Source organism: Frigoribacterium sp. Leaf164, from assembly GCF_001423665.1.
Lineage (GTDB): Bacteria > Actinomycetota > Actinomycetes > Actinomycetales > Microbacteriaceae > Frigoribacterium > Frigoribacterium endophyticum.
In genome coordinates, this window is the sequence record NZ_LMOX01000002.1 from 22,530 (window position 1) to 39,015 (window position 16,486).

General features: G+C 76.6%; 16 protein-coding genes. 4 read left to right on the plus strand and 12 right to left on the minus strand.

Going from position 1 to position 16,486, the window contains the following annotated elements; genetic code table 11:
* Positions 1–13 precede the first annotated feature (13 nt).
* The 4 genes from ASF82_RS07700 to ASF82_RS07715 form a co-directional block, all read right to left on the minus strand.
* On the minus strand, positions 14–1,315 hold the full coding sequence (locus ASF82_RS07700) for an ABC transporter permease (protein ID WP_082514479.1): 1,302 nt from the start codon (positions 1,313–1,315) through the stop codon (positions 14–16).
* A complete protein-coding gene (locus tag ASF82_RS07705) occupies positions 1,312–2,004 on the minus strand; it encodes an ABC transporter ATP-binding protein (protein ID WP_200931990.1) in 693 nt (230 codons plus the stop codon). Before ASF82_RS07705 ends, ASF82_RS07700 begins: the two co-directional genes overlap by 4 nt.
* A gap of 11 nt (positions 2,005–2,015) precedes the next feature.
* The gene (locus tag ASF82_RS07710; protein WP_162240266.1) at positions 2,016–3,125 is read right to left on the minus strand and encodes a peptidoglycan-binding protein; all 1,110 of its coding nucleotides are present in this window, start codon (positions 3,123–3,125) and stop codon (positions 2,016–2,018) included.
* A gap of 104 nt (positions 3,126–3,229) precedes the next feature.
* The gene (locus tag ASF82_RS07715) at positions 3,230–3,865 is read right to left on the minus strand and encodes a hypothetical protein (protein WP_056056045.1); all 636 of its coding nucleotides are present in this window, start codon (positions 3,863–3,865) and stop codon (positions 3,230–3,232) included.
* A 182-nt stretch (positions 3,866–4,047) separates the two neighbouring features.
* On the opposite strand from ASF82_RS07715, the gene ASF82_RS07720 reads away from it, so the two are divergent.
* Both ASF82_RS07720 and ASF82_RS07725 read left to right on the plus strand, forming a co-directional pair.
* Entirely contained in the window at positions 4,048–4,701 is a 654-nt protein-coding gene (locus ASF82_RS07720) for a response regulator transcription factor (protein ID WP_056056153.1), read from the plus strand.
* Positions 4,698–5,948, plus strand: coding sequence for a HAMP domain-containing sensor histidine kinase (locus ASF82_RS07725; RefSeq protein ID WP_056056047.1), 1,251 nt, complete (start codon positions 4,698–4,700; stop codon positions 5,946–5,948). Before ASF82_RS07720 ends, ASF82_RS07725 begins: the two co-directional genes overlap by 4 nt.
* A gap of 93 nt (positions 5,949–6,041) precedes the next feature.
* Here the strand turns inward: ASF82_RS07725 and ASF82_RS07730 are convergent, their stop codons facing one another.
* The 3 genes from ASF82_RS07730 to ASF82_RS07740 form a co-directional block, all read right to left on the minus strand.
* The gene (locus ASF82_RS07730; RefSeq protein WP_056056155.1) at positions 6,042–6,644 is read right to left on the minus strand and encodes a nitroreductase family protein; all 603 of its coding nucleotides are present in this window, start codon (positions 6,642–6,644) and stop codon (positions 6,042–6,044) included.
* A 111-nt stretch (positions 6,645–6,755) separates the two neighbouring features.
* Positions 6,756–7,802, minus strand: coding sequence for a low specificity L-threonine aldolase (locus ASF82_RS07735; RefSeq protein ID WP_056056048.1), 1,047 nt, complete (start codon positions 7,800–7,802; stop codon positions 6,756–6,758).
* Positions 7,803–7,836: 34 nt separating this feature from the next.
* The gene (locus ASF82_RS07740) at positions 7,837–8,973 is read right to left on the minus strand and encodes a carbonic anhydrase (protein ID WP_082514480.1); all 1,137 of its coding nucleotides are present in this window, start codon (positions 8,971–8,973) and stop codon (positions 7,837–7,839) included.
* A gap of 14 nt (positions 8,974–8,987) precedes the next feature.
* On the opposite strand from ASF82_RS07740, the gene ASF82_RS07745 reads away from it, so the two are divergent.
* Positions 8,988–9,572: a hypothetical protein gene (locus tag ASF82_RS07745; protein ID WP_056056052.1), complete on the plus strand. Its 585-nt coding sequence runs from the start codon at positions 8,988–8,990 to the stop codon at positions 9,570–9,572.
* A 90-nt stretch (positions 9,573–9,662) separates the two neighbouring features.
* Positions 9,663–10,583, plus strand: coding sequence for an AEC family transporter (locus ASF82_RS07750; protein ID WP_056056054.1), 921 nt, complete (start codon positions 9,663–9,665; stop codon positions 10,581–10,583).
* On the opposite strand, the gene ASF82_RS07755 is transcribed toward ASF82_RS07750, so the two are convergent.
* Genes ASF82_RS07755 through ASF82_RS07775 form a run of 5 tightly spaced genes read right to left on the minus strand, consistent with a single transcriptional unit; the run spans position 10,580 to position 16,401 of the window.
* The gene (locus ASF82_RS07755; RefSeq protein WP_056056056.1) at positions 10,580–11,938 is read right to left on the minus strand and encodes a lipopolysaccharide biosynthesis protein; all 1,359 of its coding nucleotides are present in this window, start codon (positions 11,936–11,938) and stop codon (positions 10,580–10,582) included. The two genes, ASF82_RS07750 and ASF82_RS07755, sit on opposite strands and share 4 nt — an antisense overlap.
* The gene (locus ASF82_RS07760; protein ID WP_056056058.1) at positions 11,935–13,281 is read right to left on the minus strand and encodes a hypothetical protein; all 1,347 of its coding nucleotides are present in this window, start codon (positions 13,279–13,281) and stop codon (positions 11,935–11,937) included. Before ASF82_RS07760 ends, ASF82_RS07755 begins: the two co-directional genes overlap by 4 nt.
* 15 nt (positions 13,282–13,296) lie before the next feature.
* The gene (locus tag ASF82_RS07765) at positions 13,297–14,583 is read right to left on the minus strand and encodes a glycosyltransferase (RefSeq protein WP_056056061.1); all 1,287 of its coding nucleotides are present in this window, start codon (positions 14,581–14,583) and stop codon (positions 13,297–13,299) included.
* Entirely contained in the window at positions 14,580–15,260 is a 681-nt protein-coding gene (locus ASF82_RS07770; protein ID WP_082514488.1) for a sugar transferase, read from the minus strand. Before ASF82_RS07770 ends, ASF82_RS07765 begins: the two co-directional genes overlap by 4 nt.
* On the minus strand, positions 15,247–16,401 hold the full coding sequence (locus ASF82_RS07775; protein WP_056056063.1) for a DegT/DnrJ/EryC1/StrS aminotransferase family protein: 1,155 nt from the start codon (positions 16,399–16,401) through the stop codon (positions 15,247–15,249). Before ASF82_RS07775 ends, ASF82_RS07770 begins: the two co-directional genes overlap by 14 nt.
* Between the last annotated feature and the right edge of the window lie 85 nt (positions 16,402–16,486).

A 16,486-nucleotide genomic window follows, 5' to 3' on the forward strand; every position in this document is an offset into this window, starting at 1 on the left:
GACGGGCCCCCGGTCACGCGGCGGCGAGCGCCGACGTCGGCGGGATGCGCGCCGCGCGCGACGCGGGCCACCAGCCGCTGACGCCCCCGATGACGACGGTCGCGAGGAGCCCGCCGACCACGGCCCAGGCCGGCACGACGACCGGCCAGCCCTGCACGAGGCCGAACCCGGCCGTGACGGCGACCCCGAGGGCGACGCCGACCGCACCTCCCAGGCCCGACAGCAGCAGCGACTCGACCAGGAACTGGTCGCGCACGTGCCGCCGCCGAGCCCCCAGGGCGCGGCGCACGCCGATCTCGGCGCGCCGCTCGAGCACGGTGATGACCATCGTGTTCGCGACCCCGATGCCGCCGACGAGCAGCGCGACGCCGCCGATGCCGAGCAGCAGGCCGGTGAACGACTCCTCCGTCGCCTGCTGCGCCGCGAGGGCGTCCGAGGGGCGGGCCACGTCGACGGACGCCGGGTCCTCGGGCGAGATCGACGCGGCGAGCAGGTCGCGGACGGCACCGACGCGGGCCGGGTCGGCCCGGGCGAACACCTGCGTCGGGTGCCCGTCGAAGCCGAACTCCGCCGCGGCCGAGCCGCTCGGCACGAAGGCCGACGCGTCGAGCTGGGGCGCGAGCGGCAGCGGGTCGAGCACGCCGACGACGGCGACCCAGCGGCCGCCGATCCAGACCCGGGTCTCGGGCGCGACGTCGGTCACCCCGAGGGTCGCGGCGGCGGTGGCGCCGAGCACGACCTGGGGCAGCTCGCTCGCCGCGTCGCCGAACCACCGGCCCGACGCGAGGTCGGCGTGCAGCACCCCGCGGAGGTCGCCCAGGGCGACGTCGAGCGAGATCCCGCCGGAGGCGGCGGCCGGCACCCGGTCGGTCCGGTACACCTTCTGGTCGTCGACGCGCCCGACGCCGGCGACGCCCTCGACGTCGCCCCGTCGGTCGAGCGCCGAGAGGGCCGTCTCGGGCAGCGGCGCCGTCTCGCCGCGGGCGTCCGTGCCCGGAGCGGCCACGAGCAGGTTCGTGCCGAGGCCGTCGAGCACCCGGTCGAGGGCCGCCTGGCTCGACGACGAGATGCCGACGACGGCGATCATCGCGGCGATGCCGATCGCGATGCCGAGGGCCGACAGCACGACCCGGGTCGGCCGGGTGCGCAGCCCGAAGACGCCGAGGCCCAGCAGGTCGCGGGCCGAGACGTGCCCGGGCCGGGCGCGGGCCGGGCGAGGGGCCCGGGCCGGGCGCGCGCTGCGGCCCGGTCGTGGACCAGGAGCCGTGCGGGAGTCGCGCTCCGGCCCCGCTCCCGGGGCCGCCGCCCCCCTCACGAGGCGACCTCGGCGTCGACGAGGCCGTCGCGCATCGCGACCCGGCGCGGCAGCGCCGCCGCCAGCTCGCGGTCGTGGGTGATGACGACCACGGTCGTCCCCGCCGCGTTGAGCTCGCGGAGCAGCGTGACGACCGCGGCGCCGGAGACGGAGTCGAGCGCGCCGGTCGGCTCGTCGGCCAGCAGCAGCGTCGGGTCGCCGACGACCGCGCGGGCGATCGCCACGCGCTGCTTCTCGCCGCCCGAGAGCTCGTGCGGCCGGTGGTCGAGGCGGTGCCCGAGCCCGACGCGGGCCAGGGCCTCCCGGGCGCGCTCGCGACGCTGCCGTCGCGGCACGCCCCCGTAGAGCAGGCCGTCCGCGACGTTCTCCGTCGCCGTGGCCCCGGCCGCGAGGTGGAAGTGCTGGAAGACGAAGCCCACGTGCTCGGCCCGGAGGCGCGACACGGCGTCGTCGGTCATCTCGGACACCTCGTGGCCGGCGATCCGCACCGAGCCGGAGCTCGGCCGGTCGAGCGTGCCCATCACGTTGAGCATCGTCGACTTGCCCGAGCCGCTCGGGCCGACCACGGCGACGAGCTCGCCGCGCCGCACGACGAGGTCGACCCCGCCGAGCGCGGTCGTGTCGCCGTAGGTGCGCGTCACGGCGCGCAGCTCGAGCACGGGCGCCCCGCTCTCGGTCGACGCGCTCACGGTCGCCCCGCTCACGAGGGCACCACGACCTCGTCGCCCTCGGCGAGCCCCTCGCCCGAGACCTCGACGCGCCCCTGGGCGAAGGCGCCCACGGTCACGGCCACGCGATCGACCGAGCCGTCGGCCGACCGCACCTCGACGACGTAGCCGCCGTCTCCCGCCGCCAGAAGCGCGGTCACGGGCACCGAGAGGACGTCGACCCGCCGTTCGCCCTCGACCACGAGGTCGACCGAGCCGGCGGTCGCGGCCCCCTCGGGCAGCTCGGCGTCGAGCCCGACGGCGACGGTCACGCGGTCGGCGCCGGTGCCGGAGCCCGCGCCCGCGCCCGACCCGGAGCCGGCACCCGAGCCGCCGGCCCCGGAGCCGCCGCCGGCCCCGCCGCCGGAGCCCGCGCCTCCCCCCGGCCCCTCCACCGAGCGCACGGTGCCGGGCACGCGCGCGCCGCCCGGCAGCCCCACCTCGACGGGCGCGCCGACGCCGAAGCGGCCCTCGTCGACCGGCGAGACCTCGGCCGTGACGACGAGGGTCGTGGAGGTCCAGCTCCAGACGACCTCGCCGGCCGGGTCGCCGACGCGGCCGACGACCTCGGCGACCCGGACGTCGCCCGGCACGAAGGCGATGTCCGCCGCGCCGAGGGTGCCGGTGACCTCGCGGTCGCGGTCCTCCTGCCAGGCGCGGACGGCCCGGGCCGTGCGCCGCCCGAACACGTCGTCGTCGGCCACGTCGTAGCCGAGCGCGAGCAGGGCGTCGTTGAGCTGGGCCACGTCGGCGCCCTCCGTGCCCTGCTCGAGCGTGCGCCAGAGCGGCACGGTGCCGTGCATCGACCGCACGGGCGACTCGTCGACCGCCCAGAGCACACCGTCGAGCCCGATCACCTCGCCGTAGGAGGGCAGCTGCGTGATCGTCCCCTCGCCCGGCGCCACGAGGGGCGTCGGCGAGCCGTGCCCCAGCGTGCCGGCGATCGTGCGGGAGTCCACGAGGTCGCCGCGCACGACGGGCGCGGTGGGCAGCCCGGCGGCCGGGGAGGCGCTGCTGCTCGCCGCGTCGTCGCCGGCTCCGTCGGCCGAGCCGGTGAGGCCGCACCCGCTGAGCAGGAGGGCCCCGGCGACCGTCCCGGCCACGAGGGCCGTCGCGGCGAGGGGACGGCGTCGCGTGCCTTCGCCCGGGCCGCCGACCCGGCGTCGGCCGGCGCGCCCCGGGTGCCCGGCCCCGCGACTCACCCTCGTCATCGGCCGGCCCCGGCGCTGTTCGGGCCGTGCTCCTCCGAGCAGGCGAGGAAGGCCTCGTCCTGGGCCCCGCGCGCCGAGGGGTCGGTGCTCATCGACGTGCCCGACGGGAAGACCCCGTCGACCGGGTCGGCGAAGTCGGTGAAGCCCTTCTCCCGCACGCAGCGGGCCACCTCGAGGTTGGCCTCCTGCAGCTCGGCGAGGTCGTCGGCCGAGGGGGCGGGCTGGCCGCCCTGGTCGGCGGGCAGCTCGGCGCGGCAGTCGGTGAAGGCGGTCACGTAGGCGTCGATGTCGACCCCCGCCGGCGGGGCGATCACCATGCCGCGGCTGAGGTCGGGGTCGTCGACGTCGAAGCCCGCGTCGCGGAGGCACGACCCGAGCTGGGCGCTGGCGCTGGCGCTGCTCGTGCTGCCCGTCGCCCCGGACGAGGCGCCGGCCGTCGGGTCGTCGGCCGCCGTGCTGCACGCCGCGAGCACGGGAGCGACCAGCAGCAGGGCCGCTCCGAGGAGGGCCGCCGAGGAGGCGCGGCGCTGGCGGACGCCCCCGTCGCGCCGGCTCGTCGGGGTCGCCGTCGCGGTCGCCGTCGCCCGGCGGGCGGCCGTCGTCGTGGTCGAGGTGGTGGGGGAGGTGGTCATGGCGAGGTCCTCTCGTCGGGGGTGAACGAACGGTGACCACTCCACCTGCCGGGCCGTCTCCGGAGCGTGCCGCGCGGAGTTACGTCCACGAAACACCACGGTGTGTACGATGCATGTGACATGTCGTCATGATCTGCCCGACCCGCGGGCAGGGCGGTTCGACCGAGAGAGAGGGCGATGCCGTGCGCGTGCTGGTCGTCGACGACGAGGTGGCCCTGGCCGACCTCGTGGCTGCGGGCCTCGCCCGCCAGATGATGGCGGTCGACGTGGCCTACCGCGGCGACGACGCCGACGAGCTGCTCGCCGTCAACGACTACGACGTCGTCGTGCTCGACCGCGACCTGCCCGGCATGCACGGCGACGCCGTCGCGCGGGGCGTCGCCGAGCGCGGCAGCCCCACGCGCATCCTCATGCTCACCGCGTCCGGCGGCCTCGACGACCGCGTGCGCGGGCTCGAGCTCGGCGCCGACGACTACCTCGCGAAGCCCTTCGAGTACCCCGAGCTCGTCGCCCGGGTCCGCGCGCTCGGCCGCCGATCCGCCCCGGCTGCGCCGCCCGTGCTCCGGTCGGGCGACATCGTGCTCGACACGTCGCGGCACCACGCCACCCGGGGCGGCCTCGACCTCGGCCTCTCGACGAAGGAGCTCATGGTGCTCGAGGTGCTGCTCCGCGCCGACGGCCGCGTCGTCAGCGCGGAAGAGCTGCTCGAGAAGGCATGGGACGCCCACGTCGACCCCTTCACCAACGCCGTCCGCGTCACGATGAGCAAGCTGCGGAAGAAGCTCGGCGACCCCGACCCCGTCCGCACGCTGCCCGGCCGGGGCTACGTCCTGTGACGGGCCGGTCAGGAGTCGCGGGTCGGCTCGCCGCCCTCGCTCCCCGTCACTGGGGCATCGGCCTGCGCACCGCCGTCACGTTCGGCGTGGTGTCGGCGCTGCTCGCCGCCCTGGTCGTGGTGCTGGTGTCGGCGACGACCACGGCCGGCATCACGGTCGGCCTCGTCGCGGTGGCGGAGTCCGCGGCGTCGCCCGCGACGCCCCTCGCGCCCGACGGAGCCGCCTGCGACGACGGCGGGTGCGCCTCGACCCGGGTGGTCGAGGGGGCGGACGGCGTGCCGGTGGCCACGGCCGTCGGCGACGTCGTCGTCGCGCAGCAGTGGCCGGCCGCCGCCCTCGGCGTCGCGCTCGCCGCCGTCGTGGCCGGGGTCGTCGGCTGGTTCGTCAGCCGCCGCCTGCTCCGACCGCTCGACGCGGTCGTCGAGACGACCCGGCGCATCACGGCGAGCACGCTCCACGAGCGGGTGGCGCTCGCCGGCCCTCGCGACGAGGTCGCCCGGGTCGCCGACACCATCGACGGCCTGCTCGACCGCCTCGAGGCGTCGTTCGAGGCCCAGCGGCGCTTCGTCGCCGACGCCTCGCACGAGCTGCGCACGCCCCTCGCCGTGCAGCGGGCCGCGATCCAGATCGGCCTCGACGACCCGACGCCCGCCGAGCTCGAGCGGACGAAGCGGCAGCTGCTCGACGCGAACCGCCGCAGCGAGGCGCTGCTCGAGAGCCTGCTCGCGCTCGCGACGGCCGATCGCGGGCTCGCCGACGCCGGGCGCGAGGTCGGGGTGGGCGACGTGGTCGACGAGGTGGTGACCGGCCTGCTCGACCGGGCCCGCGCCTCCTCGGTGGAGGTGATCGTGGCCCGCGGCACGTTCGGACGGGTGCGGGGCGACGAGGTGCTCGTCGGGCAGCTCGTGCGCAACCTGGTCGCGAACGCGGTCGACTACAACGAGCCCGGCGGCTGGGTGCGCGTGCACGGCGGGCCGGGGGCCGTGCTCGTCGTCGAGAACACGGGGCCGGTGGTGGACGAGGCGGAGGCGGCGACGCTCACGCGCGCCTTCGTGCGCGGTGCGGGGCCTGCCCGGGTCGGTGGCGGCGGGCTCGGCGGCGGCGGCCAGGGCGCGGGCGAGGGCGAGGGCGACGAGCGGCACAGCGGCCTCGGGCTCGCGATCGTGGCGTCGGTCGCGGTGGCGCACGGCTGGCCGCTGAACGTCGAGCCCCGGGCGGAGGGCGGCCTGCGGGTCACGGTGGGCTGACCCTGCCCACGGCGCCGAGCGGTCACGACCTGCTGCTCCCACCGTGACGGGGGAGCAGATCGTGACCACTCGATGGCGACCTCGACCGGGCGGCTAGCTGCGGGCGATGACCAGCTCGCTGAGCGGCAGGCGCGTGCGGGGCGCGGTCTCGCGCTCGGCGAGGGCCTCGGCCAGCTTGTCGGCCGTGTCGACGACGCCGACGGCGGTGATCGTCATCGGCTTGAGGTTCTCGGCCAGGTCGAACGCGGCGACGATCTGGTCCCACTCGACGCCGGCCATCTGGTGGGTGTGCAGGCCCTCGGCCTGCGCCTGCACGACGAGGTGCGCGACGGCCGCGCCGAGGTCGTACTCGGCGTACGAGCGCAGGTCGCCCTCGACGGTCGAGGTCTCGGCGATGCCGACGACGAGGGCCGACGCGTTCACGGCCCAGGCGGCGTTGAAGCCGACGAGGGCGTGCACGATCGTGTCGAAGTGGTGGGTGCCGCGGCGGGCGACGATGAAGCGGCGGGGCTGGAAGTTGTTCGCCGACGGCGCCCAGCGGGCGGCCTCGAGCAGGGCGTCGAGCTGCGCGTCGGTGACGGTCGCCTCGGGGTCGAACGAGCGGGGGCTCCAGCGGGCGTCGAGCTCGGCGACGATCGGCACGATCGTGTCGGCGGAGCGGGCGGTGGTGGGCAGGGCGGACTCGGTGATCGACATGGCGCCGGCTTTCTCGAGGAGGGGCTGGGAGGAGGAGGCGCGTCGTCGGGCCACGCGCACCACAACGTCGTGCGCCGCCCCAGTATTTCGTGCCGAGCGTGCACCGGCTCGCTAGGCCGTCAGGCGCCGGGCGTCGGCGAGGAACGCCTCGACGTGCTCCTCGGTCGTGTCGAACGAGCACATCAGCCGCACCTCGCCCGTCGTGCGGTCCCAGTCGTAGAAGTGGTGCGCCTCGCGCAGCGGCTCGACGACGTCCGCCGGCAGGACGGCGAAGACGGCGTTGGCGTCGACGCTCTGCGTCACGGTGACGCCCGGCACGTCGGCGAGGCCGGCCGCGAGCTGGGCGGCGCGGGCGTTGGCCCCGCTCGCCGACCGCAGCCACAGGTCGTCCTCGAACATCGCGAGGAACTGCGCCGAGACGAAGCGCATCTTCGAGAGCAGCTGCGCGTCCGTCTTGCGCAGGTAGGCCAGGCCGACCCGCGCCTCCTCGGCGAAGGTCACGATCGACTCGCCCAGCACGAGGCCGTTCTTCGTGCCGCCGAGCGAGACCGAGTCGACGCCGACGTCGCGCGTGATCGCGCGCAGCGGCACGCCGAGCGAGGCGGCGGCGTTCGCGAGACGGGCCCCGTCGAGGTGCACTCGCATGCCGAGGGAGTGCGCGTGGTCGGTCAGCGCCCGCAGCTCGTCGGGCGTGTAGACGGTGCCGAGCTCGGTGCTCTGGGTGATCGTGACGGCGAGGGGCTGTGAGCGCTGCTGGTCGCCCCAGCCGTGCGCCTGCCGGTCGACGAGCTCGGGCGTGAGCTTGCCGTCGGGCGTCGGGACGGTGAGCAGCTTGAGGCCGCCGAGGCGCTCGGGCGCGCCGCCCTCGTCGGTGTAGACGTGCGCCGAGGCGGCGCAGACGACGGCGCCCCAGCGGGGCACGAGAGCCTGCAGCGCCGCGACGTTGGCCCCGGTGCCGGTGAGGACGGGGTCGATCGTCGCGCCCTCGCCGAACTGCTCGACGACGACCTCGCCGAGCCGGCGCGTGTACGGGTCGGCCCCGTACGAGCCGACGTGCCCGCCCGCGGCGTCGACGATCGCCTGCAGCACCTCGGGGTGCGCGCCGGCGTAGTTGTCGGAAGCGAACGTGTGGGCTGCGGGGTCGTGGAGTCGCGTCACCCGTCCATCCTGCCGCCTCGCGGGCGGCGCGGTGTCAGAGCACGGGCGCCGTGCCGGTCAGCAGGCGGTCGCCGAGCTCCTGCACGGGGCGGGCCGTGTCGCCCCCGCCGGCCAGCACGGCCAGCTGCTCGGCGCTCATCGTGACGGGCGAGCTGAGCACCGCCCAGCTCACCCCCTCCGTGCACGGAGGCGTCGTGAGGCTGCCGTCGTAGCGCACGTGGTCGAGAGTGCCGGGCAGCAGGGTCGCCAGGTCGACGCGGGGGTCGTCGAGGTCGTCCGTGGGGAGGTCGTCGTCCCGATCGTCGTCGAGGTCGTCGCCGGGGCGGGGCGCGCCGCCGCGGGGGTCGATGCGGGCCCCGGTCTCCGTGGTCGCCGAGGCGCGGGAGGCGAGGTCGTCGGCCGGTGCGGCCGCCCGTGGCCCCGGCGCCTCGGCGACCACCGCCGCGACGACCGGCTCCCAGGCGGGGGAGTGCTCGCCGACCTGCACGAGCAGCCCGACCACGGCGAGCGACCCGTCGGCCGCCCGGTGCACGAAGTGGACCTCGCCGGACGCCGGGCGGCCGTCGACGACGTGCTCCGACGGCGCGTGTGCGTGGAACTGCACGAGTTCGTGGGCCCGGCCGTCGAGGGCGGCCGTGGCGGCCCCCTCCGTCTCGAGGTGCGCCCCGTGGCCGTCGTCGTCGACGTCGAGCTCGACCGGGCCCCAGGCGAGCGAGAGGGTGGGAGCGGCCGCGGGTGAGCCGGCCGCGTCGGTCGCCGGGCCCGCTCCCGGCACGGCCCCGGCGAGGTCGACCGGCGACTGGCGCAGGCCGGTCGCGCAGGTGCTCCAGGCGCTCGACAGCGAGCCCCACCGGTCGGGCCCGGTCTCGCCGCCGTAGCTCCAGGTCGCGCTCGCGGGCGGCACGCGCACGGGGTCGAACGGGGCCTCGGCCCCGCCGCCGGGCAGCGAACAGCCCGCCAGGGCCGCGACCGCCAGCCCGGCGCCCACGGCCAGGGGCAGCCGGCGTCGTCGTCGGCCGTCGGCTCGACGGTCGACCGTCGACCGGTCGTCGTTCCGGCCGCGCGCGGAGCGGGAGGCGGAGGGGGAGGAGGGGGAGGTCGAGGAGGCGCGGGGCACGTCGGATCCGATCGTCGAGCAGGTGCGGCGCACCTTGTGGAATCGGAATATCATACGTAGAGTCAGTGATGAAGAAGTTCACGGGCCCGGCCGAGAGGTCGGCACGACCCGTCCCCGCCGGCACCCGCTCCGCGCCGGTCCCCCCGACCCGCATCCGCCCCACCAGCGGCCGCCCTCCCGAGAGGTCCCTCACCATGTACTTCGCCCACGCGCCCAAGCTCGTCCTCACCGGCTCCTCCGACCTGCTCCGCCCCCTGGGCGACCGGGCCGCCGTGCTCGGGGCCGAGGTCGTCGTCGTCGACGCCGACCCCGGCCTCCCCGTGGGCGACGTCGACGGGTTCGACGTCGCCGTCGTGGGCGTCGGCGGCGTGGCCGAGGCCGCCCGCGACCTCGGGCGTGCGACCGAGGTGCTCGCGCCCGGCCTGCGGCGCGGCGCCCTGCTGATCGTCAGCTCCCCGGCCGGCCTCCGCTCGCTCGAGAGCGAGGGCCGGGCCTTCGCGGCCTGCCTCGCCGAGCGGTCCGGCCTCGACCTCGGCGACGAGTTCTCCGTCGTCGCGAAGGAGGGCGACGCGATCACGTGGCACACGGGCGAGGAGGGCGCCGAGGTCGCCCGGTACCTCGTGTCGCGCATCGCGGCCGTCCCGACGGTCTGAGCCCCTCGGGCTGAGCCCTGAGCCTCGCGGGCTGAGCCCCGCGGGCGCCGGTCGGCGTCGCAGGGCCGCCGCCTGCGCGAGGATGGACGCATGGGCGGAGTGCTGATCGGGTTCGCGATCATCGGCGCGGTGATCGCGACCGGCTGGGTGGTCGGGCGCATCGACCTGCTCGGCCCCTCCGGCCACCAGGTGCTCTCGCGCCTCGTCTTCTTCGTGCTGACGCCCTGCCTGCTCTTCTCGACCATCTCGCAGGCCGACGTCCACGTCCTCTTCTCGCGCCTCCTCGTGGTGTCGGCCAGCGCCTCCCTGCTGGCGGCCGTGATCTCGGTGCTCGTCCTGCGCCTCGTGCTGCACCGCTCGGCGGCGGAGACGACCATCGGCACGATGGGCGGGGCCTACGTCAACGCCAACAACATCGGCCTGCCGGTCGCCACCTACGTGCTGGGCAGCGCGACCTTCGTGGCCCCCGTGCTGCTGTACCAGCTGCTCGTGATCACGCCGGTCGTCCTCGCGGTCATGGACACCGTCACGAACCGGGGCAGCAGCCTCGGCCGGGCGATCGTGCGGCCCCTCACCAACCCGCTGCTGATCGGCTCGGCCCTCGGCGTGCTGGTGGCCGTCACGGGCCTCGAGATCCCGGCGCCGGTGCTCGAGCCGTTCCTGCTCGTCGGCGGGGCGGCGGTGCCCGTGGTGCTGCTCTCGTTCGGCATGTCGCTCTCGGGCACGCGCCCGCTGCAGGCTCGCGAGGGGCGCCCCGACGTCGTGCTCGCCACGGTGCTCAAGCTCGGGGTGATGCCGGTCGCCGCCTGGCTGCTCGGCGACTTCGTGTTCGACCTGAGCCGCGACGAGCTCTTCGTGGCCGTGGTGCTCGCCGGCCTGCCGAGCGCGCAGAACGTGTTCACGTACGCCCAGCGCTACCAGACCGGCGTGGTCGTGGCCCGTGACACGGTGCTCGTGACGACGGTGCTGTCGGTGCCCGTCCTCGTGCTCGTCGCGGGGCTGCTGGCCTAGGTGCCGGGGCTGCGGGCCACCGCCACCGCCTCCGCTCCCGCCTCCGCCTCCGCCTCCCGGTCGTGGCGGCGGGCGGCCGTCACGACCAGCAGCAGCAGCGCCCCGTAAGAGACCGTGCCGGCCGTGACGAGCGCCGCCACCGTCTGCACGGGGGTCGCTCCGAGCGTCGCCACGACGCTGACGCTGCCGAGCGTCGCCACGAGCCGCGCGGCGTCCCAGCACAGCTGACGCCCCTGCCTCTCGAGCAGCGTCAGCACCCGCCCGACCGGCACGACCGCGAGCTGCGCCGCGCACGAGACGGCGAGCAGCTGGACGTACGGCACGGCCGGGGCCCAGGCCGCCCCGAAGGCCGGCACGACGACCAGGGGGGAGGCGGCGGCCACGACCCCGGCACCGGCGACGCCCGCCGCGCCGGTCCGGAGCACGCTCGTCACGACCAGCCGCGTGAGCCCTGCGCTCCGGCCCCTGACCAGCACCCCGACGCGCCCGTCGACGTGCTGGCCGAGCACCTCGGCCAGCAGCCCGACCGGCGTCGCGACGACCCTCGAGCCCAGCGCCACGAAGCCGAGCGCTACGGGCCCGGCCGCGGCCGCCAGCACCGCGGTGGGCAGCTGCAGGCCCGCGGAGTTCAGCAGGCCGGACCAGGTCGACACGAGGGGGAAGCGGCGGTACCGCCGGGCTGCGGTCGCGACGGCCCGGCGGGTGGGCACCGCGCTGCGGGCCGCCGGGTGCGGGGTCGACGGTCGGCGGGACCTCGCGCCCGCGGAGCCGAGCAGGCCCGCCGCCCGCCCGGCCGCGAGCCCGAGCACGAGCCCCAGCGCGCCTCCGGCCGGTGCCAGCAGCACGCTCGTGGCCACCTGGCCGAGGCCCTGCGCCGCCGACCGCGCGGCCGCCGACCGCCACGCGCGTCGACGGGTGAGCAGGGCGCCCACCGTGCGCTGCGCACCGATCAGCGCCACGACGAGGGGCAGCACCCACCAGAGCTCGACGAGGGCGGGCGAGCGGAGCCACTCGGCCGCCCGGTGCCGGAGGGCGCCGCTCAGCACGGCCACGACGACCGTCACGAGCAGCGTCGACAGCCCCGCGAGGCCGACCAGCGCGCGGGCGAGCGCGTCGGATCGCGCCGCCACCACGGCGCGGTCCCAGCCGGTCGTGGCCACGGCCCCGCCGATCGCCGCCAGGCTCGTCACGAGGGCGAGCACCCCGAGGTCGGCCGGCGAGTAGAGCCGGGTGAGCAGGGGGGAGGCGGCCAGCACGGCCCCCTGGCCCACCCCGGTGCCGAGGAGCAGCACGGCGACGGGACGCCGGGCGAGAGCGCGCAGGCGGGCGACGAGGCGACGATCGCGCGCGCTCATCGTGGCGCCCCGGCCCGACGGGGCGACCAGCCCGTGCGGGGCGCGACGGCGAGCAGCACGGCGGCCGCGAAGACGCCGTGCGTGAGCATCGACGTCAACAGGGCGGTCTGTGACAGGATGATGCTCGGCATCACGACCAGCACCGTTGTGACCGGCACCGGCAGGCCCGCCGAGCACCGGTCGAGGAACCTCAGGTAGACGGCGAGGACGGCGACGGCCCCGACGACCCCGGCCCAGCCGAAGTTCGAGAAGCCGTCGGCCACGAGGTTGGCGTTCGCGGCGAGGCCCGAGCCGGGGAGGAGCTGGTCGCCCACCTCGAGCGACGGGGGCAGCCGCCCGTGCCCGCCCGTCCAGGGCCCGAGGACGGAGAGCGCGAGCAGGGCGGGAGGCGCGGTCGAGTAGTGCTCGACGAACGCGGCGGAGAGGGTGCCCGGCGTGACGAGGAACCTCCTCGACAGGACGCTCGTCCAGGTGTCGCCGCCCTGCGCGGCGTCGGCCGCCGTCGCGCCGACGAGCACGGCGACCGGGGCGACCGCGAACCCGGCGGCCCGGAGCCGGTCGAGGCGCAGCAGCACGAGGGCCCCGACCAGGATGAGGGGCGTGGAGAACAAGACCATCTTGAACCCGGTCGCCGAGAAGATCAGCACCTGCCCGAGCGCCCCCGCCGCCACGAGCCACGGACTGCGCGTCGCCACCCCGCGCACGACGAGGTAGGGGTTGACGACGTACGACTGCGGGCTGAGGAGGTAGCCGAGCGGCCCCGCGTCCGCCATGGCGTCGCGGAACTCGTCGCGCACGTCGTAGATGGAGTCGAGGCTCGGCACCCGGAGGCGCAGCCCCGTCGTCACGGCCATCAGCCCGTACGTCGCGGCGGAGAACGCCCCGAGGACGACGCCCAGGGCGCCCGGCGTCAGGGGAGGGACGAGGGGGGTGCTCGGCAGCGGGCGCCGCACCGTCCACCCCACGGCGGCCCACAGCGCCCCGACGACGAGCGTGAGGGTGAGCGCCGTCCGCGTGTCGAGGTAGCCGGAGTAGTGCGGCGTCAGCATGGTCGGCACGACGGCGACGCCGAAGACGATCCAGGTGACGGCGTGGGAGGGGCGCTCGACGCGACGGGGGAGGCTCGCCGCCACCGCGGCCGCGGCGACGACCGCGAGCACGGAGACCGCGGGAGGGCCCGGCACGTAGGAGTACCCGAGGTAGCCGAAGGTCGGCACGATCAGGTGCTCGAAGACGTGGCGGAGGGTGAGCGCGTAGACGACGAGGCAGCAGCCGACCGTGACGGCGTGGGCGGTCAGGCTCCGAGCCGCCGCGACCTCAGCGACGACGGGCACGGAGGGCACGGCCGCCTCGGCCGCTCACCGGGCGGGGCCGGGGCGGGTGGCACCACGGCGCACCCGCACCGAGCCCGGGGCGACGGGGCCGTCGCCGACGGCCGCCCGGTCGGGGGCGCCGAGCGCGGCCCAGACGCCGAGCAGGGCGGGTTCCTCCTTCGCCCAGTCGAAGACCTCGACCGCGGCTCGTCGGGCCGCGGCGCCCTGCCGGGCCAGCTCGTCGGGGTGCTCCGCGTACCACGCGAGGGCCCGGGCGACGGCGTCCGGGTCGGTCGGGTCGACGAAGCGCACGCAGCCGTACGGCTCGACGACCTCCCGCCAGACGGGGAAGTCGGAGCACACCACCGGGAGGCCCGCGGCGAGGTACTCGAAGAGCTTGGTCGAGAAGACCTTCTCGTAGGCCGTGCCGGGCTGCAGCACCACCACGCCGACGCGGGCGTCGAGCAGGAGGTCGCGGGCGTCCTCGGGGGAGAGCAGGCCGTGGACGGTCGCCCGCCCGGCCGCCACGGCGTCGTCGAACACCGAGAGGGCGTCGTCGGGGTAGGGCCCGCCGGCCACGTCGAGGTGCCACCCCGCGGGGAAGGCCGGGCTCGTGGCGGCGTCGGCCATCACGCGGGAGCCGCGGGCCTCGCTCACGACGCCGATGAACGCGGCGCGCGGCGCGCGGTCGGCCAGGGGCCGGAGGGCCTCCTCCTCGGCCCGCAGCCGCGGGAAGTTGTGCACCACGGTGGTCTTGTGGGCCGGGTAGTCGCGGGCCGTGATGGCCGTCGCCACCACGACGTGGTCGCAGGCCCGGCCGGCGAACCAGACGAGGAGGCGTGACAGCAGGACGAAGGGTCGGCGGAGAGCCTCGGGAACGTAGTCCTTGTCGGCGGTGGCCTCGCTGATCACCTCGTGGGCGTCGAAGACGACCCGTCGGCCGGCGAGCTTCAGCACGGGGACGACGAAGAGCAGCTCGGGGTCGTGCAGGTGGACCACGCCGGCGCCGGAGCGGAGGGCCAGGAGCGCTGCCCGCGACGTCGAGAGCACGACCCTCGCCGCTCGCCGACGTCGGGGCAGCAGGACGACGTGCACGCCGGTCTCGGGGACGGTGGTGGGGCTGTCGACGGCGACGAGGAGGGTCCGGTGGTGCTTCGCCGCGGTGGCGGCCTCGCGCATGTGCACGCGGTTGTCCGTCCAGCGGTGGACGCTGCTCAGGTGGGCGACGTCGAAGGCGGGCCCGCGGCGGCCGCGGAGCAGGCGCCGCAGCGCTCGAGCGATCCCGGGTCGACGGGCCTCGGGGACGGCGAGGGCGGGAGGGGACGAGGTCATGCGGGCTCCTGGTGGGCGTCGGCGGGGGGCTTCGGGGGGAGGAACTCGGCGGAGGTCGCCTGGCCGTGCTGCGCGGTCCCGCGCCGCCCGAGGACGACGCCCACGGTGCGCGCGAGGATCACCAGGTCGAGCCGGGTGCTCCGGGCGTCGACGTACGCGACGTCGAGCGCGAGGCGCGCGGGCCAGTCGAGGGCGTTGCGCCCGCCGACCTGCGCCAGGCCGGTCACCCCGGGGCGCACGTCGTGGCGCCGCGCCTGCTCGGCCGAGTACCGGGCGAGGTAGCGGACGGGCAGGGGGCGCGGCCCGACGAGGCTCATGTCGCCCCGCAGGACGGCGAGCAGCCCGGGCAGCTCGTCGATGCTGGTCGACCGGAGGAGGGCCCCGAGACGGGTGAGGCGCTCCGCGTCGGTCTCGTGCCCGCGCGCGGGGTCGACCTCCCTCATCGTCCGCAGCTTGGCCAGCGTGAACGGGGAGCCGTGCAGCCCGGCGCGACGCTGTCGGAAGACGACGGGCCGGCCCAGGTCGACGGCGACCGCGGCGGCGGCGACGGCCAGCAGCGGAGCGGTCGCCGTCAGCACCAGGGTCGCCCCCGTGACGTCGAGGGCGCGCTTGGCCCGGTCGCGGAGGGCCGCCCGGGCGCGCCCGCCTCCCGCGCGGGAGGCGTCACGCGCGGCCACGATCACCGGCTCCGGGTCGGGAGAGGGCGGTCGCGAGCGCGGTCAGCACGTGGTCGAGGTCGTCGCGGTCGAGCGACGACCCGCTGGGGAGCGTGAGGCCGGTGGCGAAGAGCTCGTCGGCGACGCCGGAGACGCGGCTCTCGGAGGCGTGGAAGGCGCCCTGCCGGTGCAGCGGCTTCCAGAGGCGTCGCGTCTCGATGCCCTGCTCCGCGAGCGACCGGGCGACCTCCGCCGGTGCGAGGCCCGACGCCGGGTCGAGCACGACCGACGTCAGCCAGCAGTTGTCGTCGGCGTCGTCGTCGGCCGCGAACAGGTCGACGCCGGGCACGGCCCGCACGAGCTCGCGGTACGCCCGCCGCACCGACCGGCGCCGGGCGGCCATCTCGGGCAGCCGAGCGAGCTGGGCCCGGCCCAGCGCGGCGAGCACGTTGCTCAGCCGGTGGTTCCAGCCCACCTCGGCGTGCTCGTAGTGGTCGACGGGCAGGCGGGCCTGCGCGGCGAGGCTGCGGGCCCGCCCGGCGATCTCGTCGTCGTCGCAGGTGACGGCGCCCCCGCCCGAGGTGGTCACGATCTTGTTGCCGTTGAACGAGATCGCGGAGGCGAGGCCGTGGGCCGCGGCGGGGCGGCCGGCGTGGCGGGCCCCCAGCGACTCCGCGGCGTCGACGACCACCGGGAGGCCGTGGCGCGCGGCGACGGCGGCGATGGCGTCGTGGTCGGCGGCTCGGCCGTAGATGTCGACCGGGAGCACGGCCGAGACGGGCACTCCCCGACGGCGGAGGTCGTCGAGGGAGTCGGCCAGCAGGGCCGGCGAGAGGTTGCCCGTGTCGCGGTCGACGTCGACGAAGAAGGGGCGGGCGCCCGCGTGGTGGATCGCGTTGGCGGTCGCGGCGAAGGTGAACGTGGAGGTCGGCACGACGGTGCCGGGGCCGACCCCGGCGACGACGAGCGCCAGGTGGAGGGCCGCCGTGCCCGACGACGTCGCGACGACGTGCGCCCGGTCGACGGTCTCGGCGAGCTCCCGCTCGAAGGCGTCGACCTCGGGGCCGAGCGGTGCGAACCAGCTGCCCTCGCCCACCCGACGGAGCGCCTCGCGCTCGAGCGGCCCGACGTCGGGCGGTGACAGCAGGACGGTTCGGCGCATGGGGCTCCTGACGCTCGGTCGCCCGCTCGTCAGGCTCCTCGTGATGCGTCAGTGTACTACGTGACATTTCACGCGTCGACCGATC